We start from the raw sequence: 21,863 nt of genomic DNA, 5'->3' as shown, positions 1-21,863 counted from the left end.
CTGCCTGATCGGCGCCGTCCTTTGACGGCGCCGGTTCTCGGCATCGCCCGCCGCGATTTGAAAAGAAATCCATGATTATCGACCTCTACGGATTCGGCCCGGCGCTCGCCGCTGGCGCGCTGATGACTGTGAAACTGGCACTCTCGGCCCTGTGCCTGGGGCTGGTGCTCGGTCTGCTCGGCGCCTTGGCCAAGACTTCCCCGTACAAGCCGCTGCAATGGCTTGGCGGTACTTATTCGACCCTGGTGCGCGGCATCCCGGAATTGCTCTGGGTGCTGTTGATCTACTTCGGCACGGTCAACCTGATGCGTGCCCTGGGCGAGTTCTTCGGCAACCCCGACCTGGAACTCAATGCCTTCGCCGCCGGTGTGATTGCACTGGGCCTGTGCTTCGGCGCCTACGCCACGGAAGTGTTTCGCGGTGCGATCCTCGCCATTCCCAAAGGCCATCGTGAAGCCGGCGTAGCCCTGGGCCTGTCGAAATTTCGCATCTTCACCAAACTGATCATGCCGCAGATGTGGCGCATCGCCCTGCCCGGCCTGGGCAACCTGTTCATGATCCTGATGAAAGACACCGCACTGGTATCGGTGATCGGCCTGGAAGAAATCATGCGTCACGCACAAATCGGCGTGACCGTCTCCAAACAACCGTTCACCTTCTATATGGTGGCCGCGTTCATGTACCTGGGCCTGACGGTTCTCGCCATGACCGGCATGCACTTCCTGGAAAAACGTGCCGCTCGCGGCTTCGCGAGGAGCACCCAATGAACTGGGAAGTCATCATCAAGTGGCTGCCGAAGCTGGCCCAGGGCGCAACCCTGACCCTGGAGCTGGTGGCCATCGCCGTGATCGCCGGTTTGCTGCTGGCGATTCCACTGGGCATCGCCCGCTCGTCGCGTCTGTGGTGGGTGCGGGCATTTCCCTACGGCTACATCTTCTTTTTCCGTGGCACGCCGTTGCTGGTTCAGCTGTTCCTGGTCTACTACGGCCTGGCGCAGTTCGATGCGGTCCGTAACAGCTCGATGTGGCCGTACCTGCGTGATCCGTTCTGGTGCGCCACGGCGACCATGACGTTGCACACTGCGGCCTATATCGCCGAGATCCTGCGCGGCGCCATTCAGGCGATTCCACCGGGCGAGATCGAAGCAGCCCGAGCATTGGGTATGTCCAAACCCAAGGCGCTGTTCTACATCATCCTGCCACGCGCCGCGCGCATCGGCCTGCCGGCCTACAGCAACGAAGTGATCCTGATGCTCAAGGCCAGCGCCCTGGCCAGTACCGTGACGTTGCTGGAGCTGACCGGCATGGCTCGCACCATCATTGCCCGGACCTACCTGCCGGTGGAGATCTTCTTCGCCGCGGGCATGTTCTACCTGGTGATGGCTTATGTGCTGGTACGCGGCTTCAAGTTGCTGGAGCGCTGGTTGCGCGTCGATGCCTGCCAGGGGCGTTGATTCCCGCGTGTTGACGGGCGAGCACCTACTCGCCCGTTTCACCGCGCTGGATGCTTTTCTCACCGAGCATCAAGCGCTGTGGAAGCCACGACCGTTCACATATCTGAACCTTCCCTGGGAAGCCTCCTACCCGGAATTGGCCGCTTGGCTTCGCGGTCGTTCGCTGGACGAAGCGGAAAGCGCCCACAACCATCCAGACCTTCTGAACGCACCAGAACCTTTCGCTTCGCTGGCAGCGATGTCCGTTGCGTTGAGCGCTGTGGATAAATTGCCTGCCCATACGCTTGAAGCCGCAGGCCATCGATTGAACGTCGACGTACCGGGGCGTAAATGGCAGCAGATCGAGGCGTTTGCCAGTCGGTTGCAGTTTTCGAATACGCCCAGGCATTGGCTGGATTGGTGCTCAGGCAAAGGGTATCTGGGCCGACGCCTGCTGCAACCGGGCCAACAACTGACGTGCCTGGAATACGACCCGGCACTGGTCGCCAGCGGTCAGGCGCTGAGTCAACGCCATCACCTGCATGCGTTGCACGTCGAGCAAGATGTACTCGCCACCGACGCGGCTTCGCTTTTACAGGCCGAACACACGCCCGTCGCCCTGCACGCCTGCGGTGACTTGCACGTGCGCCTGATCCAGCTCGCCAGCGCCGCAGGCTGCAAACAACTCGCCATCGCCCCGTGCTGCTACAACCGGACCACCCTGCCGGAATATTCACCGGTTTCTCTTATCGCCCAAGGCTCCCACCTCCAGCTGTCGCTTGATGATCTGGCGTTGCCAATGAGTGAAACGGTCACCGCCGGTGCCCGAGTCAGACGTCAGCGCGACACCTCAATGGCCCGACGCCTGGGCTTCGACCTGCTACAACGGCGAATGCGCGGTATTGACGAGTACCTGCCAACCCCCTCCCTGCCGACAGCCTGGCTGGAAAAACCCCTCTCCGAGTACTGCCATCATCTGGCCGCACTCAAAGAGTTATCCACAATTGGTCCGCAGGATTGGACAGCGCTCGAAGCGGCAGGCTGGCAACGACTGGCGCAAGTGCGCAACCTCGAGTTGCTGCGCGGACTTTTCCGACGTCCGCTGGAGCTTTGGCTCGTCCTCGACCGGGCACTTTTCCTTGAAGAGAAGGGATACACCGTTCGCCTCGGCACCTTCTGCGAAACCCCGCTCACGCCGCGTAATTTCCTGCTTTTGGCTGAGCGCGCTTAACTGCACGGAGCCTGTGGATAACTCTGTTGATTAAATTATCGTGGATCCAATAATCAAGCGTGTTTCAAGAGTGAAACGAACCTGTTCAATATTCGTACACCTGCATAAAAAATCGAAAAAACAGGCATTTGCGGACCAATGAGAACAACTCCACAAATTTTCGAATCGGGCAGCGAAACATCACCTTTCATTGTGCATAAGCATTCAATGAAAAGGACATAAACGCCGAAATCTGGACATTTACGGCAGAGAATCCATCCGTGGATGTTGAGTGAATTTTCAACAAAAGTGTCCCGTTGCAAAAGACTCCGTCACGTCGCACGACCACCACAACGCACGACTGAAAAACCTCACCAAAGCTCCACGTAAAAATAGTCAGAATTCAGGGGTTTACATAACCTTCCCAATCGCTATAATCGTCGCCCAGACACGCCGGTATAGCTCAGATGGTAGAGCAACTGACTTGTAATCAGTAGGTCCCGGGTTCGATTCCTGGTGCCGGCACCATATACAGAAAGGCCCGCAGCGATGCGGGCCTTTTTTGTTTCTTCCTCGGGCTAGCACCGGGCTAGCATCAAATAAAAACACCCCATCTTTTTACCACTCAATCCACTGTCTCGGTGACTGAGCTAGCACGGGCAATTGCGTCTTTTTTTTGTCGGAACAGTGGCTCGACGGGCTTGAACGTTCACACCTTGAATCGCCCCGGATTCTCCAGACACCTTGCAAGCTCATTGCGTAATGCTTTTCAAACTCTACCGGCGACAGCTGATTGTTGAAACCATGCTTTAAGGCAAAGAGGTGTCTACGAAACCCGGGGCGATTCAGCCATCTTGCGTGGATTTTCAACGCCATCGATGCTCCTCACGATATGCACTCCTCCGCCCATCTCTAGAAATTCTGTCCCAGCAGGCAAAACTACGCCGGAGCGTGGACATTAATCAGCTGAGTCCGTGGCCCCGACGCGCCGTCCCAATATGCTAAAAAACTGTCCCGCCGCGCCCATAGTCTCGTGCCCGAGATCTCTACTATAGGACCAGTACCTCTGCCATCAGTAGGGGCCTGCTACCTATACCGGATGCACATCTTGCGCATCGCCGTACAAGCACGGATTGGAGACAACAATGACAAAAATCGCCGACATCCAAAACAGCCCTTCACCAGCATCACCCTCCGCACCGGCCCTTATCCGGTCGTCGGTGCGACAGCATTCGATCAAGGTAGAGCTTTGCACACCCGCCATCGGCGCAGAGCTCAGCAACGTCAACCTTGTCGACGCTGCCCAGGACCCCGAACTGATCGCGGAAATCAGGGCCCTGTGGCTCAAGCACAAAGTGTTGTTCTTTCGCGACCAGAACATCACTCCAATGGAGCAACAGCACTTCGCCGCACAATTCAGCGAACTGGAAGCCCATCCCCTGGCGCCGAGCCATCCGGAGGCGGACAAGCTGCTGATGCTGTACCGCAATCTCGATCCGAGCAAACCCAAGAGCTATGTGGAAAAGGCTAGTCGCGAAAACCTCTGGCATGCCGATGTCACCTACAAGCAGGCGCCGCCCCGCGGCGCGGTATTGCGCTGCGAACTGGGTCCGGAGACCGGCGGCGATACGCTGTTTTCCAACATGGTGATGGCCTACGAAAAGCTGCCCGAAAGCATCAAGCAACGAATCGATGGCTTGTATGCCAAGCACGGTGCCGAGCAGACCTTTGGCGCCCAGTTGCCACGCGAAGAGCGTCACGCGATGGCTCTGAAGACCCCCGGCGCCGAGCATCCGGTAGTGCTTGTGCATCCCGAGACAGGCGAGAAGGTGCTGTTCGTCAATTCCGCATTCACCACCCATTTCTCGAACTTCTTCAACTTCGAGGACATCCGCTACGGCCAGGACTTTATGCCCCAGGCTCATCACCTGATGAATTACCTGATCTCCCAGGCCGCCATCCCGGAATACCAGGTTCGCCTGAAGTGGCGCACCAACACCGTTGCCATGTGGGACAACCTGCAAGTCCAGCACTACGCCGTGGCTGACTACGGCAACGCGCCACGGAAGATGCTGCGCGCAACTCTTGCGGGAACCCCGCTGACCTGACCCTGACTGCCACACAGACAGCCCGGGCACCCGACCATCCGTGATGGTCGGACGATCCCGGCCGCCGAAAAATTCCCGATCAAAACAACAATCAACGGAGATACCTATGCTCTACGAACACGTCGACACCGCAGTCATCGATGGCGAATCCCTGCCCTGGATTCCGTTTACCCCTTATGCCGATAACGTCCTGCTCAAGTACTTCAAGCTCGACCCGATCCGTGGCGAATGGATCGTCATGATGAAGGCGCCGCTGGACATGCAACTGCCCAAGCACCACCACACCGGCACGGTCATGGTCTACACGATCGAAGGTCAGTGGAAATACAAGGAGCATGACTGGATCGCCGGCCCCGGCAGCATCGTCTATGAGACGGCCGCGTCGACTCACACACCTGAAGTCGTCAGCACGGGAAGCGCGGACGGGTATTCGCTCATGCTGGTTCAAGTGACGGGCGATCTCGCGTTCCTGGACGGCAACGACAACATCGTCGCGCTGGAAAACTGGAAGACCGGGTTGCAACGCTATCTAGCTTATTGCGAGCAGCATAACATCGCGCCGAAAGACCTGACGGCATTCAACTGACCCGGATTTCACGGGAAAAACCGGCGCCTCTGGTTCAAGGGGCGACCGGGCCAGTTACCGGTTAGCAATCATTCAGGGGAGGGAAACAGGCTGTGTCGGGTCGCGGTCTTGACGCGAAATCTGACCCGGGCCTGGCCGCCTGCTCGCTCCCCCGATCACAGACAAGCGAACGGAGCGATGCCATGAAAGGCCTGATGATGCAAAAGCAGCTTTTGATTTCCTCACTCATTGAACATGCCGACCGCCATCACGGTGATACGCAGATCGTATCCCGTCGCGTGGAGGGCGATATCCATCGCTACACCTTCCGTGACTGCCACCATCGCGCGCGCCAGTTGGCCAGCGCACTCACCCGCCTGGGCGTCAAGCCTTCCGAGCGGATCGGCACACTGGCATGGAATGGCTATCGACACCTGGAGTTGTACTACGGCGTTGCCGGCATGGGTGCCATTGTGCATACCATCAACCCTCGCCTGCATGAAGACCAGGTCGCCTACATCGCCAATCACGCCGAAGACCAGTACATCTTCTTCGACTTGACCTTCTTGCCACTGATCAAGGCCATCGCCGGGCGCTGCAATGGGGTCAAGGCGTTCATCGCCATGACTGATCAGGCGCACATGCCCGAGGATGCCGGCATCGACAACTTGCTTTGCTATGAAGACCTCCTTCAACAGGGATCCCCTGACTACGCCTGGCCGGTTTTGGACGAGGATGCCGCCAGTACGCTCTGCTACACCTCCGGCACCACGGGCAACCCTAAAGGGGTTTTGTACAGTCATCGCTCGTCGGTGCTGCACACCTATGCCGCCGCGCTCCCTGACGCCCTGAATTGTTCGGCACACGACGTGATCCTGCCCGTTGTGCCGATGTTCCATATCAACGCCTGGGGACTTCCCTACATCGCGTGCATGGTCGGGGCAAAACTTGTATTTCCCGGACCGGCCCTGGATGGAGCATCGCTGTTCGAACTGCTCGAAGCCGAGCAGGTGACACTGTCCGCGGGTGTCCCTACCGTGTGGCAAGGCCTGCTTGGTCATCTGGAAAAAACCGGGCGGCAATTCTCCAGCATGAAACGCAGCATCATCGGTGGCGCGACCTGCCCCCCGTCCATGCTGCACACCTTTCAGCAAACCTACGGCGTAGCGGTATTGCACGTCTGGGGGATGACGGAGCTTAGCCCTATTGGAACCGTCGGCGCCCTGAAGGCCAGGCACCTCGAAATGTCTCCGGCAGAGCGTTATGCCGTGCAATCCAAGCAAGGCCGGGCGGTGTTTGGCGTCGACATGAAGATCGTTGACGCGGACGGCCTGGAGCTGCCTTGGGACGGCGCGACCTCGGGTGACCTGATGGTGCGTGGCCCCTGGGTGGTACGCGACTATTTCAGAAATGAAAGCGACTGTTCGCCGCTGCTCGAACACGCCGGCCAGACCTGGTTCCCCACCGGCGATGTGGCGACCATCGATGGTGATGGCTTCATGCAGATCACCGATCGCAGCAAGGACGTGATCAAGTCGGGTGGGGAGTGGATCGGCTCGATCGATCTGGAGAATATTGCCCTGAGCCATCCCTCAGTCGCCCAGGCGGCCTGCATCGCCGCGAAACACGCGAAGTGGGATGAACGGCCCTTGCTGATCATCGTCAGGAAAGCGCAGGCAGCCCTGACCCGGGAAGATCTGCTGGCCTTTTATGACGGCAAGATTGCCAAGTGGTGGGCGCCGGATGATGTGGTCTTCGTCGACGCGATTCCACTGGGGGCTACGGGCAAGGTGTTGAAGAACCGCCTGCGCGAGCAGTTCGGCGATCATCTGCTGGTCAAGGCTGCCACCTGAGTAACAAGGAATAAATCCAGCCCTGTTCATGTGCAAAGGCAGGGCGGACGTTACGGCAGATACCGGTAGCGTTCGCCCTGCCTTTGCATTACCGCTATCAAGGGGTTTAGCCAGCCGGTGGCTTAGAGGCCGGGTCGCCGGACATCAACTGCTCGAGAAACTCCAGCAGTAATTCGTTGACCTGAGCCGGGCTTTCCTCGGCGGCGCTATGGCCTACACCGGGTAGCAGCACCTTTTTGCGCAGAGCGGGTAGGTAGGCGTCCATCTGGTCGTAGAGGCTGCGGATCTCCACCGGCTCCAGGGAAGGGTCGGCAGCACCACCGATGAACAGGCTTGGCTGGCTGACCTTCGCGCCGTCGAGAAACGCGGTAATTTCCCAGTTGCGGTCGCGACAGCGATAGTAGTTCAGGGCACCGGTAAACCCCGTGCGCGTGTATTCGGCGACGTAGTAGTCGAGCGACCGCGGGCTCAGCCAGCACGGGAACGCTCCCTTCGGCTCGGTAAAGGCGTTGAGAATCGGCTCACCGGCCTCGACAAACAGACGCCAGCGTTTGGCTCCCACGGCGCTGCCGGAGATCGAGTAGAAGACGCTGCTCAAGGTCTTGCGCGGATCAGCGGCCAGCTCGCGATCCGGCTTGGTGAGCTGCTGGAAATACAGGTGGTGGTAGACCCGGCCTTTCGCCATGGCCTGCAAGCCCACGGTTGGCTTGACCTTGCCCCGCGGTGGTACCGGGGTATTGAGCATCACCAGGCCACTGAACAGATCCGGGCGCAACATGGCGGCCGCCTGGGCCACCCAGGCGCCCAGGTCGTGGCCGATGATCACCGCAGAGGTTTCGCCCAGGGCCGCCATCAAACCCACCATGTCGCCGACGGACTGGCTCATGTCATAGGCTTCGATGGCATCGGGGCGGTCCGATTGCCCGAACCCGCGTTGATCGGGCACCACAACCCGATAGCCAGCCTCGGCCAATGCCACGATCTGGCGCCGCCACATGTACCAGAGGTAGGGGAAGCCGTGCAGCAGGATGACAAGCGGGCCATGGCCCTCGTCGATGTAGTGCATGCGGATGCCGTTGACGTCGGCAAAGCAGTGGTTGAATGCATCAGGATCGTCGGCATCCACCTGCTCCATTGCAGCGAGCGGCTGACCGATACACATTGAAGTTCGCGTATCCATTATCTACCTCCATCTTATTAGTTGTGGGCTTGAAGGTAGCTCTGAGAGGGCGCCCTGCACTGAGCTTAGCAGGACACAATATTGTGAAATTGGGCCAGAACGAAAGACTATAGAGCTGCTTCTGCCGCCGCCATTCTTGGCTCGCCAGTAGTGTCCCAATATGCAAAGAAATTATCCCGCCATGCCCATAACGCCGCGCTCGTGTTCTCTACAATGGGACCGCACTTCCTGCTCTGCAATACGCCAGACCAAGGTTGAAGATCGCTAGCGCCATCAGTAATTCCACAAGCGCCGTCTTCCCGCGCAATACACCTTCGATGAAAAAAGAAACGCCGCCATCGGCCGAGGGAGATCGTATACATGCCCAAGCTTGTTCGCGCTGCCGTCTTGACCAAATACCTGGAAGTTACCCAAGACCTGGGATTCAACCCGCGTAACGTGCTGGCAGTTGCCGGCCTGAACAAGGCTCAGCTGCAAGCCCCTGAATACCGCATTCCCATCGATGCCGCCGTACGTCTGCTGGAAGATTCGGCCGCCGCCAGCGATTGCCAGACCTTCGGCCTGCGCATGGCCGAGTCACGCCAGCTTTCGGACCTCGGTGTAGTCAGCCTGCTGCTCAGCCAACAGCGCACCCTGCGCGACGCCTTGCAGGTGATGGCGCGCTACCGTCATCTGATGAACGATTCCCTGGGAGTCTTCGTTGAAGAGGCCGGCAGGATGGTGATCATTCGTGCAGTGATGGTCACCGAGACACTGCTGCCCAATCGCCAAGCCACGGAGCTGGTCATTGGCGTGCTGTTCCGCTTGTGCTCGACACTGCTCGGCTCGAAGTGGCGCCCCTACAGCGTCAACTTCATGCACCAGCCGCCAGACAGCCTGCACGTGCATCAGCGCCTTTTCGGCTGCAATCTGGAATTCGGCAGCGAGTTCAACGGCATCGTTTGCTCCGAAGCCAGTCTCGATATGTTCAATCCCAATGCCGACCCGTCCATGGCCCGTTATGCCCAAGACTACGTCGATTCGTTGCAGGGCGATGAAAGCACCTCAATGCTGTTCGAGGTGCGCAAGGCCATTTACCTGTTGTTGCCCATGGGGCGCGCCACCCTGGAGCAGATCGCCCTGTCACAGGGCATGAACGTGCGCACCTTTCAACGCCGTCTGCAGGACGACGGCTGTGCGTTCAACGACCTGATCAATGACGTGCGCCGCGACCTGGCGCTGCGTTATCTGGAGAACCCGAACAACTCGATGAGCCGCATCGCCGACATGTTCGGCTTCTCCATGGCCAGCTCCTTTACCCGCTGGTTCATCAACCAGTTCGGCATGCCTCCGGCGGCGTGGCGCAGCGCGCAGAAACAGTCCGGTCTCTGCGCAGAGAGTGCCGCAGCCCCTAAATCCTTCTGAGTACAAGGCAAAAAAGGGGTTTCGCGCAATTGCGGGAAACTCAGAAACAACAGCGCCGATTTGACTGATGATGTTCGTGCGAGCAAACACAACTGACAAATCGGCGCTCTAGTGCGTGATATGAGTATTGCGAATTCTTTTTCAAGTAGATCAAGCGCGTCTTTCCCGACCTTCGTGATAAAAAAATGGCGACTGCTGGTACAGTCGCCGCGAAAAACCGATGTTTGTGGCACCGGTGGTGAGCTTCACCGTAACGAGGAGCCAGCCCAGAGAGCCCTGCCATAAACCTGGTGAAGCCTGTTTTCAGAGGCCCCAGTGCAGCAACAGCAGTACCAGCACGACCAGAAACACCGTCTCTCCCACCATCAGCAGGATCGGCTTGATGCCAACCGCTGCGAGCTCTTTGAGCCGGGTCTTCATGCCCAGGGCACTGATGGAAATCACCAGGCACCAGCGCGACAGTTCGTTGACCGATCCCTGCACCACCGGAGCGATCCAGCCGGTGCTGTTGATGATCTCGACCGGGTGGTTATTGACTTTGAGTTGGGTGGAAATGAACAGATAGCCGCTCTTTGTATGTCCCCCCGGTCGGCGGGCTTTTGTCAGCAGGTGCAGGAATGAGCCGGGCATGCCAGTTACCGCTCGCGATCACTTTCGCGCAGTGCTTCGCTCATGGAAGCCAGCAGCGCATAGGGGGGTCGTGAACCCACCACCGTCCTCTGCCGGCCGAACTGCACACTCGGCACGTCGAATCTGTACCTGCGAGTATTCCAGTTGGCGCTCGCCGATCAGGTACCAGGGCAAAAGAAATCGAAAAACACATCAATACGTAAACGACGACTCACAACCTCACCTCTAACCCGGCTTCACTGACAGGGTCAGGCACGCTCTGGCCCTGAAGCCGGGCGATATCTCTGTGGTAATGACACTTGGCATAAAAGAACACCACCGCCGCCGCGAGGCTGACCAGCGGCACCAGTTGAAACGCGGCATGCAAACCGATGAGGTCGGACACCCGACCGGTGATGAACGGCCCCGGTGCCAACCCCAGCAGGTTGTTGGCCAGGGTCAGCGTGGCGAAGGCCGTGCCGTGCACCGAGTAATGGGTCAGGTTGGCAACCATCGCCCCGGCAGGACCGGTGGTACCCGTGGCAATCAACATGCCCAGGCAGATAAGCAACAGCTGCAATGGCCCCGCCTGCAACGCAAAAGCGGCCGACAACAACAGGCAGCTGCCCAGGCAAAAGCCGATGGCCAGACTGACCTTGCGCTCCGGTGAGTGGCGACACAGGCGATCGCTGAGCATGCCGCACAGAATCATCCCCACACCGCTGCACAACACGATGAGCGCCGCCATGCCGCCGGCCTTGTCTGTGGGCATGTCGTAGTAGCGGTTGAGGTAGCTGGGAATCCACACCATCACCGTACCGCCGACGAATAGCTGCAAACCGCTACCCACGTACGTGGCGATCACCGAATGGCTGGACCACAAAGTGCGCAGCGGACGCTTGACCGCGGCAGCCGTCTTGTTCGCAATCTGCGCGGCACGTTGGGGCGCAATGCGTGCTTCCTTGACGATCAACGGATAGAGCACCGCCAGCACCAGGCCAAACAGAGCCATGCCGGCGAACGACCAGCGCCAGCCCAGCTTGGCCGCGATAGCACCGCCCAACGCCATGCCCAGCACAGCGCCAAACAAACCACCGGCCATGAAAGCACTGGCCAAGGTGGCGCGCATATGTTTGGGGAACACCGAGATCACCACGGCGATGCCGACGCTGCCATAAGCCGCCTCACCGACACCAACCATAAAGCGCGCGATGAACATCTGCTGGTAGTCCTGCGCCACCGCGCAGCCCAGGGTCGCCAGGCTCCAGAGCAGCGCCATCAACGCCAGGCTCTTGACCCGGCCGAAGCGGTCGGCCATCAACGACAGAGGGAACGTCAGCAGGCCAACCATCAGGGCAACGACGCCGCTGAGCAGACCGAGCTGGCCGTCGCTCAACGCCCACTCGCTCTTGAGCAGCGGGAACACCGCGTTGAGCACTTGGCGTGACATGTAATCGGAAATCAACAGGCCGAACGTCAGCGCGAAGACAATCCAGGCATATTTCCGCGCAACGCCGACTCCACCGTAGTCGTCATCGTCGGCCGCGTCGATTGGGTGAAAGGCCATACAGCCTCCTCAATGTGGTTGTTTTATTATTGTTATCGAGCGTGTAGCCGCTACGGCTTACGAAAGAGACTTCAATGCCCACACGCGTGAGCATCCCCATGACCAAGGGCCGTGCTGTTGAACCGCAGTAGGTTCTAGCGCGTATCCATTACCTTCCGCTCTCTATTTTCGGAAGCCTGAAGGTAGCTCTGACAGGGCATCCTGCACTAAGCTTCGCAGGACTCAATCTTGCGAAATTGGGACACGAGGGAAATCATGTATACCCTGACGCGGAGTGCCAGCCTTACCAACTATGAACAGGTTTCCCGTTCAGAGGGGCTCGATCCTTTTCGTATGCTGCGGATGGCCAAGCTGCCGGCCAGTGCCCTCGACGATCCGAGTATCATGATCAGTAGCGATTCGGTCGGGTGGCTGCTGGAGGAGTCAGCCCGATTGTCCGGTCAGGAAGCCTTCGGTCTGCTGCTCGCCGAAAAGAGACACCTTTCCAACTTTGGCATGCTGGCGCTGCTTATCCGCGAAGAGCCAACACTGCGCGCCGCCTTGCAGTCTTGCTTTCGCTATACGCGTCTGCATAACGCCGGTGTGCAATTGTGGCTTGAGGACGTGGGCGATCTGACCCTGCTGCATGTGGGGGTGAACATGCAGGGCCATCATGGCGTCTGGCGCCAAGCGATAGAACAAGCAACCGGAATTATCCTGCGCACGTTGTGCATTCTGAGCGGCTATACCTTCCGACCGGTAAGGGTCAGTTTTACTCACGCCCCCCCCTCCAGCCTAGAAGTACACCACCGTGTGTTGGGAACCGCGATCGAGTTCTCTCAGGAGTTCAACGCCATCGTTTGCCGCGGGGTCGATTTAAATATGGCCATACCTGAGGCGGACCCCGCGCTGCATCGCGAAGTGAAGCGATCGCTGGACATGCAGTTGGCTAACCTGCGCGACGAGCCGACGCAGCGGGTGCGTCAGATCGTCAAGATGCTGCTGCCAAGCGGACTGTGTTCTGTCGATGCGGTTTCCCAACATCTTGGCATGCATCGACGCACCCTTAACCGCCACCTGGCAACTGAAGGTGAGAGTGTCACAACGATCATCAACGCTGTACGGGCTGAACTCGCCGAAGAGTATTTGGCCAACAGCAGACGCCGATTTTACGAGGTGGCCGAACTGCTTGGCTTTTCCACGGCCGGTGATTTTTCACGCTGGTTCCGCAGCCAGTTTGGCAAGACACCTTCGAATTGGGTTGCTTCCTATCGAGAGAGCAAGGCGCTCCCGAGCCCCGCAGCCTGAAAAAATAGAAGGAGAGATTCAAGGGCGACTGACAAGCCTGTTGGCCGACCAACCTGGCTGAAACTGTCATTTCTTCGACGCGGCCATTATCGGCGACAAGTCCTGCATAAGTGAAACGCCCCAGAACCCAGAGACGCTTCTGAGCATCTCCTTTAGGTCGGCAGTTGCCGTTCATGATGACCAAATATGTTAGGTGTCGCCACAGCGCATAGTTAGGACTTCAATCCCGTATCCAGTCTTTAGAGACGAAAAGAGCGACTATCTGCCCTACGCATGCAGAAAGCCAGCAGTAAGGTGAGCAGTCATGCAGTGCACTATCAGCGAGATCGTCCGCCGCGCTGGCATATCGAAGGCAGCGATCATTAAGGCGCGCAATGAGAGACGCCTTCCCGAGTCACTGTTCACCATGAACGAGCTCGGTATCACCTGTGCCGCGGTTGCTGATTTGGCGGAGCGGGTACTACGGCGAACCATTGGTTAGAGGATCAGTAGCACGATGGCGTATGCCTAGATGCTGCTGACCATACGTCACCTCGACGTACTTTCTTTTTTAGGGGTACGCGAAGGGGTATGTCGTTGCTTTCAACTTGGTACTTACCAGTGTTTATGCGGCCTGAAGGAACATGTTCGACTCCTGGTGCCGCACCATACAAAACAAAGCCCCTGCAGAAACGCCGGGGCTTTGTTGTTTCTATCGTTCGGAAAACCTTCTTTTAGTGCCCCGCGCTCTGCCCCCCATCGACATGCAGAATCTCGCCAGTGACAAACCTGGCGCCATCCAGATACACCACCGCCTGCGCAATATCGTCGACTTCGCCCATGCGCCCCATCGGGTGCAAATTACCCAATGCTTCATGCGTCTCTTCACCGTGCATCGGGGTCTTGATGATGCCTGGGGAAACCGCGTTCACCCGAATCCCGCGCTTGGCATATTCGATGGCCAGGGATCGGGTCGCCGCGTTCAAGCCACCCTTGGTCAATGATGCCAACACCGACGGCACTCCATCGATGGCGTGATCGACCAGACTGGTGGTGATGTTGACGATATGGCCGCTGCCCTGCTTTTCCATCTCGGCGATGGCGAGTTGAGTGATGTAGAAGAAGCCGTTGAGGTTCACCGACAGCACGTTGGCGTAGTCTTGCGCCGTGTACTCGGTAAACGGTTTGGCAATGAAAATTCCGGCGTTGTTGACCAGGGTATCAATGCGACCGAAACGGGAAATCGCTTCACGGATGACGCGCTGGGCGGTGGCCGGCTCGCCGATGTCCCCGGCCACGGTGAGAATGTCGGGATCGCTGGAGGGTTTGATGGAGCGTGAAGTGGCGACGATGCGGTAACCCAACTCACGGAATGCTTTGACCATACCGTCGCCTAAACCCTGGGATGCGCCGGTGATGACGATGACTTTTTTCGAAAAGCTCACGATGAATACCTCAGACGATAATTGTGATTAAAACGTGACGCATCAGGCTTCGGCCGGAGGCTCGCCCTGTACTTCAACTTCTGCTCGACGTCATGACTTCTCACCGGCCTCAGCCAACTGTTTTCGATAACGGGTAGTGGTCATCCCGGCGTAACCCCAGTTATCGGTGTCGACTTCCTCGATGACGATGTGGGTCAACTCAGGGCGTTTGTTGAGCACGCGTTCCAGGGTTTCAGTGATTTCGGCAATCACCTGAGCCTTCTGCTCAGGGGTAACGCCATCGCGGGTAATGCGTACGCTTACGAAAGGCATGAGGGCAACTCCAGTGACCTTCCCGTCAGGATGATAGGGAGGCGTTGGAGCTGAATGTATGAGGTAGGCTGGAGTGGATAAAGGTGGGAACGGGAACTTCATTCATTACGTGGCGTAATGAATGAAGAAGAAAGCAACAAGAGCCTCCATCGAGTGACCTGCCGACTTTCTCAATAGCGGCGATGTGTTGAAAAGGGAATTGCCGTCTTAGCTAAATAGCTTGAAGGTCACGTGTCTTGGGCATGCTGGAACAGCAAATCCGTGTGTAGACATGAGACGTTAACGTGTCGCAATTTTTCATTTTTTGCCACACGTCTTCCGAACATGTCGCCGCGGACGACACGTTCGAAAGACGTGTTACCAAAATCGGGTTTCGGCGACATAAGCAAATCAACTGTCTAGTCCTGAAATAGGTTTACACCTGTTTCAGTCTCAAAACGCCCGATGCACCGCATCGGGCGTTTTGTATTTCAAGGCCAGATGTGGCCGCTCCGCGTTGTAGATCAGCACCGATTCATCAACCATTCTCACCGCGTCGGCCAGGTTCTTGGGGCGATGCAGCAAAAACTCCGTCTTCAAAATCCCGTTTATTCGCTCCGCCATCGCGTTCTGATAGCAGTCATAGCCATCGGTCATCGAACAAATGACCCCGTGCTTGGTGTGAAAACGCTGATAAAGGTCGGAGCAATACTGCGCCCCACGGTCTGAGTGATGAACCAGCGGCTGCTTGGTTTTCCTTCCTCCTACAGCCTTCTTCAGCGCTTTGAGCACCGACTCTGTATGCAAGCTCTCATGCACATGATGTCCCACTATTTTGCGCGAGTAGGCGTCGGTGATCAGGCTCAGATAAGCAACGCTCTCCTGGGTAGGCAGATAGGTTATATCCGCAACCCAAACTTGCTCAGGAGCACAGGCAATGATTTGCTGCGGGCCTGCCTTGAGTAGGTTTGGATGGCGGCGAAATCGATGATGGCTGTGGGTGGTCTTGTGGTATGCCCGCTTGCGAGGGACCAATTCTCGCGCTTCTCGCAGGATGCTGAACAGGCGATCGCGCCCCACCCGCAGACTCGTTTCTGCTTCGGCATGCAGCATATAATGCAGCTTGCGTGTTCCCAGCCTTGGCTGGCGCCGCCGCTTTTCCAAGACGAAATCCACGACCTTTTGATCGTCGCCAGCCTTCGCATCAAACGCTCGGTTGCGCTTGTAATAAGCCTGACGTGAAATGCCCATGAACAGGCAAGCCCTGCTGATACTCAGGTCTTTGACTTGCCCTTGCGCGAGGACTTGCCGGGTCGCTTTTTTACGATGGATACACCGTAGTCGTTCTTCAAGACGTTTACGACAGCCTCGAAAAACTGAGCCTTTTGATTGCTCAGTTCAAGCTGTTCTTCAAGCTCTTTGATCCGCTGCTCGGGTGACAGCGGTACCGTGGACTCGGCCATGGAACTCTTCCTCAGCACTCGAATAGACGCGCCTTGGCTCCAATCCTGCCGACCATGCTTGCGTAACCACACCAACACCGTTGACCGACCCTGGATGCCATAGCGCCGTTGAGCCTCTTTATAACTCAACTCGCCCTTTTCGACCTGATCGACCACCGACAATTTAAAAGCCAGCGTGTAATCGCGCTGACTGCGCCTTTTCCCCGAATCCATTGCTCCCTCCTGAAAATAGGTCAGAAGGTGTAAACCTTATTCAGGACGGGACAGAGCTAACGAAAAAGCCGCCCCTCGGGGCGGCTTTTTTGTGCGCAAAATTCAGTTTTCGCGGGCAAGTGTGACTGCATCGCAGTGTTACAGGCCTGCCAGCACATCCGTTTCCCAGCATTGGGCCTTGATGGCCTGGTAGAGCATGCCGAGGGTCAATGGCACCTTCTCACCGCGCCCCTTGGCTTGACGCTTTAGATTCACGTCAAAGCCCTCAGGCTGGAAATAGCGATAACTGTCGAAATCCACGAAGTCGATGGCGAAGTGGTCCTCCAGGGTTTCGATCAAATGTTGTGCATCGGCGCCGTTGCAACCGAGGTCAAAGTTGATTGAGGTGCTGAGGCTGATGGCTTTGCGTTCGGGGAAGCCGAGTTCTTCGTGCAGTAGCTGGATGAGCTGATGGAGAGCGGGGTCGTCAGGGAGATTGGGGTCGAGGTTCATGCGGGATGTCCTGTGGGCTTGGGCGGATTTTATTGGTCGTCGCACTAGAGGGGAAGGAGCGGAACCGGCGTTCATCCCGCGAAACTTCGTTCATATGTTTTTCCAGTTGAGCATGCGTTGCTGATTGGCTTATCCACAGTGCACCGCGTTTCTTCTTCGCGATCAGGCTCGCTCCTACAAGGAGGGGGATGGTGTTTCTTCAGACGGTGAGTTTTGGCAGGCGTTGCCGGGCGATGTCGAGCAGGTCGTTGCCGTCCTGGGTCAGCAGGTAGAGCGCGCTGACGATCTTGGGGATGTCGCTGGCGTCGGCCTGTTTGAAGCACAGACAGTAAAGCGTTTCGAGCAGATCGCTGGCGGCGCGGATGCGTTGGCGGGCAGCGTCGAGGATCTCGTAGGGATCGGCCTCGGTGTCGATGACCAGCACCGGGGTTTCGCTGTAGCGGGATTTGAGTGGTCGGAATCGATCAGTCAGTGGATCGGGGTTGTTCATCGAGGTGGGTCCTGTGCGTAATCGGCAAGTGTGCCCGGCAGGCCGAGACACTGTTTCAGCCGCGCCGGAAACTATAGGAGGGCGTGGTGTTGAGGGACAAGACGGCGGAGATCGACAGGCTTTGTAGGGGGTTTATCGGGTTTTGAGGAAAGAGACTACGGGGTGGTTGAAGGTGCCTAAGACGTTGTAGGCAATTTCGGGTGTTGTGTTGACTGTGCTGGTCCCATCGCTAGCCTGCTAGCGATAGCTATCTGACGGTCACTACATCCCTCAAGTCTTCCAAGCCATCCGCTGTATCATCGCGTATCGTTTTGCCCCCGACCTTTTCTCGACTCGCTGCGATCGCCGGCTAGGCTTTGCTCATCGCAGCGGTCAACGGAGTGACAGCTTATGCACAACACCCTGGAACAGGTTTTCGGTTATCCACAGTTTCGGCCTGGGCAGGAGGCTGCGGTCAGCGCGGTACTGGCGGGGCGCTCGGCGGCGGCTATTTTTCCCACCGGTTCCGGCAAGTCCCTTTGCTATCAATTATCGGCCGTGCTGCTGCCGCACCTGACGCTGGTGGTTTCGCCGTTGCTGGCATTGATGCAGGATCAGTTGGCGTTCCTGCAACGCCACGGCATCGCCGCGGGCAGCATCGATTCGGCCCAGAGTCGCGATGATGCAATCGATGTGATGGCCCGCGCCAAGTCCGGTGAATTGAAGATTCTGATGATCTCGGTCGAGCGTCTGAAGAACGAGCGTTTCCGAAATTTTTTGCAGCAGGTGCCGATCTCGCTGCTGGTGGTGGACGAGGCGCATTGCATCTCGGAATGGGGCCACAACTTTCGCCCGGACTACCTCAAGCTTCCTGACTATCAACGGCAGTTCAACATTGCGCAGGTGCTGCTGTTGACGGCCACGGCGACGCCCAAAGTGATTGCAGACATGCAGTCGAAATTCGCCATCGCCGCCGCCGATGTAGTGACCACGGGTTTCTATCGCCCCAACCTGAATCTACTGGTGGAGCCCGTGCGTGGTCAGGACAAGCGTCGGCGTCTCGTCGAGTGGATGGGTGAGCGCCACGGCCAACCCAGTATCGTCTACGTCACCCTGCAGAAAACCGCCGAGCACATTGCCGAACACCTGAACCGTAATGGCATTGAAGCGCAGGCTTATCACGCCGGTTTACCTCACGATCAGCGCGACGTTATCCAGAAACGCTTCATGGGCGGGCAGTCCAATTGCATCGTCGCCACCATTGCATTCGGCATGGGCATCGACAAAAGCGATATCCGCAATGTGGTGCATTTCGACCTGCCCAAATCCATCGAAAACTACAGCCAGGAAATCGGCCGTGCGGGGCGTGATGGCCAGCCGTCCGAGTGCCTGGTACTGGCCAACCGCGACAGCCTCAACGTGCTGGAAAACTTTGTCTACGGCGATACGCCTGAGCTGGATGGCATCCGTCATGTGCTCGACGAATTGCAAGCCTGCGCTCCGGAAGGGCAATGGGAGTTTTTGCTGGGGCCGCTGGCGGACCAGAGCAACATCCGTCAGCTCCCGCTCAAGACCTTGCTGGTTCAACTGGAGCTGCGGGGAATCATCGCCCCGCGCTACGCCTACTATGCCGAATACCGATTCAAGTACTTGCTGGAGCCCGATGCCTTGCTGGCGCGTTTTGAGGGTGAGCGCAGGGATTTCGTCGCAGCCATTATCCAGACCTCCAGCCGTGCCCGAACCTGGGCCACGGTGAATTTCGATGCCCTGTACGAGCAGCATCAAGCCGAGCGCAATCGAGTGGTCAAGGCGCTGGATTATTTTCAGGAGAAGGGTTGGGTCGAGCTGGAAAGCAAGCAGATGACGGAGGTCTACAGCCTGCTGCAAAGCAATTTCGACAGCGCCGCGTTGAGCGAAGAGCTGCACGCTTACTTCAGACGACACGAACACACCGAGATCGCACGGATTCACGCGATGCTGGATCTGTTCGCTACCGAGCGCTGCCTGGGTTATCGCCTGGCTGAATACTTCGGTGACGAAAATGCACCGCAGCAATGCGGGCATTGTTCGGTGTGTCACGGGCAAGTGGCGCGGTTACCGGCACCACCGGCGTTGCCGGCGCTTGTGGATAAAAACTTCGAGGCGCTGTGTGGCAATTTTATCCACAGGCACGAGCAGCATACGGGCAGCGCGCCCTCGGCTGAGCGCACGACGCGATTCTTGTGCGGGATCAGCGTGCCGTTGTTCACCAAGCTCAAGGCGCGGGCGATTCCGGGGTTTGCGGCGTTGGAGGATTATCCGTATGCCGAGGTGCGGGCGTGGGCCGAGCGGCATCTGCAGGAGGCCACATCCATCCGCTGAATGTTGCTCATCACAGGAATAAATTTCAAAAAAACGTTGTGGCTGACTATGGTGGGGGCTGTCTTTGGATCGCCAACAAGAGAACACAATATGAGCCAGACTCCGACGAATATTCAGCGCGCAGCCGTGATTGGCGCGGGCACCATGGGCCGAGGCATTGTCATGTGCCTGGCCAATGCCGGGGTGGCGGTGCAGTGGGTTGATAACAATCCGCAGATGCTGGAGCAGGCGTTGGTTACCGTGGCAGACACCTACGCCCACAGTGTGCGGCAGGAGCGTATCGATCAGGCTGAAGCAGACGCTCGTATCGCCAGGGTCAGTGCTGCGCCGGATTACGCGGCCATTCGCGATGTCGACCTGGTCATCGAGGCGGTGTACGAAAACCTTGAACTCAAGCAACAAATCTTCCGCGAACTGGATGGCCTGCTCAAGTCCGAAGCGATTCTGGCCAGCAACACCTCGGCGCTGGACATCGATGCCATTGCGGCGGTGACTCGCCGGCCGCAGCAAGTCCTGGGTCTGCACTTCTTCAGCCCGGCACACATCATGAAACTGCTGGAAATCGTCCGTGGCGCCCAGACTGCACCGGCGGTCATCGACGCTGCGTTGGCACTGGGCAAACGCATGGGCAAGGTCAGTGTGGTGTCGGGCAACTGCGACGGTTTCATCGGCAACCGCATGCTCAATACCTATGTGCTGGAAGCGCGCAAAATGCTGCTGGAGGGGGCTTATCCTTACCAGGTCGATGCGGCGCTGCAGGGTTTCGGTTTCGCCATGGGCCCGTTCCGTATGTTCGACGTGGTCGGTGTTGATCTGCAATGGCGCGCCCGACAGCTGTCCGGTATCGGTCAGGATGCGCCTGAGGTTCAGGTGGATAACCGGCTGTGTGAGTTGGAGCGTTTTGGCCAGAAGAGCGGCAACGGCTATTACCACTATGAGCCGGGCAGTCGTCAGGCTGAACATGATCCTCTGGTCGACGCGTTGGTGCTGGAAGTCAGCGAGGGGCTGGGGTTCCAGCGTCGCGAGATCAGCCAGGAAGAGATTCTGGAGCGCTGCTTGCTGGCACTGGTCAACGAAGGGGCGAAGATCCTTCAGGAAGGCATCGCGCAGTCGTCTCACGACATCGACCTGGTTTACCTCAACGGATACGGTTTCCCGGCAGACAAGGGCGGGCCGATGGCCTGGGCGGATCAGCAAGGGTTGGCGGATATTCATCAACGCTTGCTGGCGCTGGAGACTCGCCAGGGCGATCACTGGAATCCGGCGCGGTTGATTGGAGAGTTGGCGGCGCAGGGTAAGGGGTTTGCTGACAAGTGATTGATGTGGCGCCCGTGCGGGCGTCTTCGCCGGCAGGCTGGCTCCCACGGTTGATCCAGGTTGCCCGCAGAATTTGTGTATGACCAGGATTCAATGTGCGAGCTTGCTCGCGATGAGTTCAAATCGGTTTTTCGACTTAGACTGGCTATCCAATTCCAGGAATCAACGCTGATGCCACAACGCACCGACTACCCGCACTTTCAGCCCATCACCACGCGCTGGCATGACAACGACGCCTATGGCCACGTCAACAATGTCACCTACTACGGCTTCTTCGACACAGCGGTGAACACCTACCTGATCGAGGTCGGTGGCCTGGATATCCACGATGGCGAGGTGGTGGGGTTCGTAGTGAGTTCGGCCTGCGATTACTTTTCTTCCATCGCATTCCCGGATCGGATCGAGATCGGTTTGCGGGTCGCGAAATTGGGTAACAGTTCGGTGCAGTATGAGCTGGCGGTGTTCAAGCAAGGGGCAGACGAGGCCTGCGCGGCAGGGCGCTTCGTACATGTGTTTGTCGACCGGGCATCGAATCAGCCTGTGACGATTCCGATCGGGTTGCGCAGTGCGCTGGAGCGGTTGGTGGTTTAAACACCGAAAAAAAATCGCAGCCCTTGG

Annotated in this window: 18 protein-coding genes, 1 tRNA gene and 2 pseudogenes; 12 read left to right on the top strand and 9 right to left on the bottom strand. The window is 58.0% G+C overall.

Annotation, left to right across the window (positions count from 1 at the left end):
• Nucleotides 1-71 precede the first annotated feature (71 nt).
• From AD668_RS00580 to AD668_RS00550, 7 genes are all read left to right on the top strand, one after another.
• A complete protein-coding gene (locus tag AD668_RS00580; protein ID WP_053153103.1) occupies nt 72-767 on the top strand; it encodes an ABC transporter permease in 696 nt (231 codons plus the stop codon).
• Nucleotides 764-1,453 carry an ABC transporter permease gene (locus AD668_RS00575; protein WP_053153100.1) on the top strand — a complete coding sequence of 230 codons (690 nt, stop codon included), beginning with the start codon at nt 764-766 and terminating at the stop codon, nt 1,451-1,453. Before AD668_RS00580 ends, AD668_RS00575 begins: the two co-directional genes overlap by 4 nt.
• Nucleotides 1,434-2,663 (top strand): methyltransferase, encoded by a 1,230-nt coding sequence (locus tag AD668_RS00570; protein WP_053153098.1) that lies wholly within the window; start codon nt 1,434-1,436, stop codon nt 2,661-2,663. Before AD668_RS00575 ends, AD668_RS00570 begins: the two co-directional genes overlap by 20 nt.
• Nucleotides 2,664-3,094: 431 nt before the next feature.
• Nucleotides 3,095-3,170, top strand: a tRNA-Thr gene (locus AD668_RS00565).
• Nucleotides 3,171-3,877: 707 nt separating this feature from the next.
• Entirely contained in the window at nt 3,878-4,750 is an 873-nt protein-coding gene (locus tag AD668_RS00560) for a TauD/TfdA family dioxygenase (protein WP_218187245.1), read from the top strand.
• 106 nt (nt 4,751-4,856) lie between these two features.
• Nucleotides 4,857-5,336, top strand: coding sequence for a 2,4'-dihydroxyacetophenone dioxygenase family protein (locus AD668_RS00555; protein WP_053153094.1), 480 nt, complete (start codon nt 4,857-4,859; stop codon nt 5,334-5,336).
• A gap of 182 nt (nt 5,337-5,518) precedes the next feature.
• Nucleotides 5,519-7,168 (top strand): 3-(methylthio)propionyl-CoA ligase, encoded by a 1,650-nt coding sequence (locus AD668_RS00550; protein ID WP_053153091.1) that lies wholly within the window; start codon nt 5,519-5,521, stop codon nt 7,166-7,168.
• Between the two features lie 106 nt (nt 7,169-7,274).
• Here AD668_RS00550 and AD668_RS00545 read toward each other — a convergent pair whose 3' ends face one another.
• Entirely contained in the window at nt 7,275-8,348 is a 1,074-nt protein-coding gene (locus AD668_RS00545; RefSeq protein WP_082344396.1) for an alpha/beta fold hydrolase, read from the bottom strand.
• Nucleotides 8,349-8,708: 360 nt separating this feature from the next.
• On the opposite strand from AD668_RS00545, the gene AD668_RS00540 reads away from it, so the two are divergent.
• Nucleotides 8,709-9,752 carry an AraC family transcriptional regulator gene (locus tag AD668_RS00540; protein ID WP_053153088.1) on the top strand — a complete coding sequence of 348 codons (1,044 nt, stop codon included), beginning with the start codon at nt 8,709-8,711 and terminating at the stop codon, nt 9,750-9,752.
• Between the two features lie 303 nt (nt 9,753-10,055).
• Here AD668_RS00540 and AD668_RS28405 read toward each other — a convergent pair.
• From AD668_RS28405 to AD668_RS00530, 3 genes and pseudogenes are all read right to left on the bottom strand, one after another.
• Nucleotides 10,056-10,265: pseudogene (locus AD668_RS28405) on the bottom strand (putative sulfate exporter family transporter); the annotation flags it as partial.
• Nucleotides 10,266-10,499: 234 nt separating this feature from the next.
• A pseudogene (locus AD668_RS30215) lies at nt 10,500-10,597 on the bottom strand (DsbA family oxidoreductase); the annotation flags it as partial.
• On the bottom strand, nt 10,594-11,928 hold the full coding sequence (locus tag AD668_RS00530; protein ID WP_053153084.1) for an MFS transporter: 1,335 nt from the start codon (nt 11,926-11,928) through the stop codon (nt 10,594-10,596). The gene AD668_RS00530 and the pseudogene AD668_RS30215, both read right to left, overlap by 4 nt.
• A 255-nt stretch (nt 11,929-12,183) precedes the next feature.
• On the opposite strand from AD668_RS00530, the gene AD668_RS00525 reads away from it, so the two are divergent.
• The gene (locus AD668_RS00525) at nt 12,184-13,215 is read left to right on the top strand and encodes an AraC family transcriptional regulator (protein ID WP_053153082.1); all 1,032 of its coding nucleotides are present in this window, start codon (nt 12,184-12,186) and stop codon (nt 13,213-13,215) included.
• Nucleotides 13,216-13,928: 713 nt separating this feature from the next.
• Here the strand turns inward: AD668_RS00525 and AD668_RS00520 are convergent.
• From AD668_RS00520 to AD668_RS00495, 5 genes are all read right to left on the bottom strand, one after another.
• Complete coding sequence (locus tag AD668_RS00520) at nt 13,929-14,639, bottom strand: SDR family NAD(P)-dependent oxidoreductase (RefSeq protein ID WP_053153079.1); 711 nt, start codon at nt 14,637-14,639, stop codon at nt 13,929-13,931.
• Between the two features lie 90 nt (nt 14,640-14,729).
• Nucleotides 14,730-14,951 carry a 4-oxalocrotonate tautomerase family protein gene (locus tag AD668_RS00515; RefSeq protein ID WP_053153078.1) on the bottom strand — a complete coding sequence of 74 codons (222 nt, stop codon included), beginning with the start codon at nt 14,949-14,951 and terminating at the stop codon, nt 14,730-14,732.
• Nucleotides 14,952-15,383: 432 nt separating this feature from the next.
• Nucleotides 15,384-16,606 (bottom strand): IS3 family transposase gene (locus tag AD668_RS00510; protein ID WP_172681774.1). Its coding sequence is split into 2 segments (ribosomal slippage): nt 15,384-16,255 and nt 16,255-16,606, totalling 1,224 coding nucleotides; the frame shifts between segments, so codons are not numbered across the junction.
• 138 nt (nt 16,607-16,744) lie between these two features.
• Nucleotides 16,745-17,098 (bottom strand): DUF1493 family protein, encoded by a 354-nt coding sequence (locus tag AD668_RS00500; protein WP_053153065.1) that lies wholly within the window; start codon nt 17,096-17,098, stop codon nt 16,745-16,747.
• A gap of 199 nt (nt 17,099-17,297) precedes the next feature.
• Nucleotides 17,298-17,588: a hypothetical protein gene (locus tag AD668_RS00495; protein WP_053153062.1), complete on the bottom strand. Its 291-nt coding sequence runs from the start codon at nt 17,586-17,588 to the stop codon at nt 17,298-17,300.
• A 390-nt stretch (nt 17,589-17,978) separates the two neighbouring features.
• On the opposite strand from AD668_RS00495, the gene AD668_RS00490 reads away from it, so the two are divergent.
• The 3 genes from AD668_RS00490 to AD668_RS00480 all read left to right on the top strand — a co-directional run bounded on the left by AD668_RS00490 (nt 17,979) and on the right by AD668_RS00480 (nt 21,836).
• Complete coding sequence (locus tag AD668_RS00490; RefSeq protein ID WP_053153058.1) at nt 17,979-19,928, top strand: ATP-dependent DNA helicase RecQ; 1,950 nt, start codon at nt 17,979-17,981, stop codon at nt 19,926-19,928.
• A 90-nt stretch (nt 19,929-20,018) separates the two neighbouring features.
• Entirely contained in the window at nt 20,019-21,245 is a 1,227-nt protein-coding gene (locus AD668_RS00485) for a 3-hydroxyacyl-CoA dehydrogenase (RefSeq protein WP_053153056.1), read from the top strand.
• A 171-nt stretch (nt 21,246-21,416) separates the two neighbouring features.
• Nucleotides 21,417-21,836: a thioesterase family protein gene (locus tag AD668_RS00480; RefSeq protein WP_053153053.1), complete on the top strand. Its 420-nt coding sequence runs from the start codon at nt 21,417-21,419 to the stop codon at nt 21,834-21,836.
• The last annotated feature ends 27 nt before the right edge of the window (nt 21,837-21,863 follow it).

The sequence above is a fragment of the Pseudomonas sp. P1.8 genome (genome assembly GCF_001269805.1).
In the GTDB taxonomy this organism is placed as follows: Bacteria; Pseudomonadota; Gammaproteobacteria; order Pseudomonadales; family Pseudomonadaceae; genus Aquipseudomonas.
This window is presented reverse-complemented; position numbering and strand designations above follow the sequence as displayed.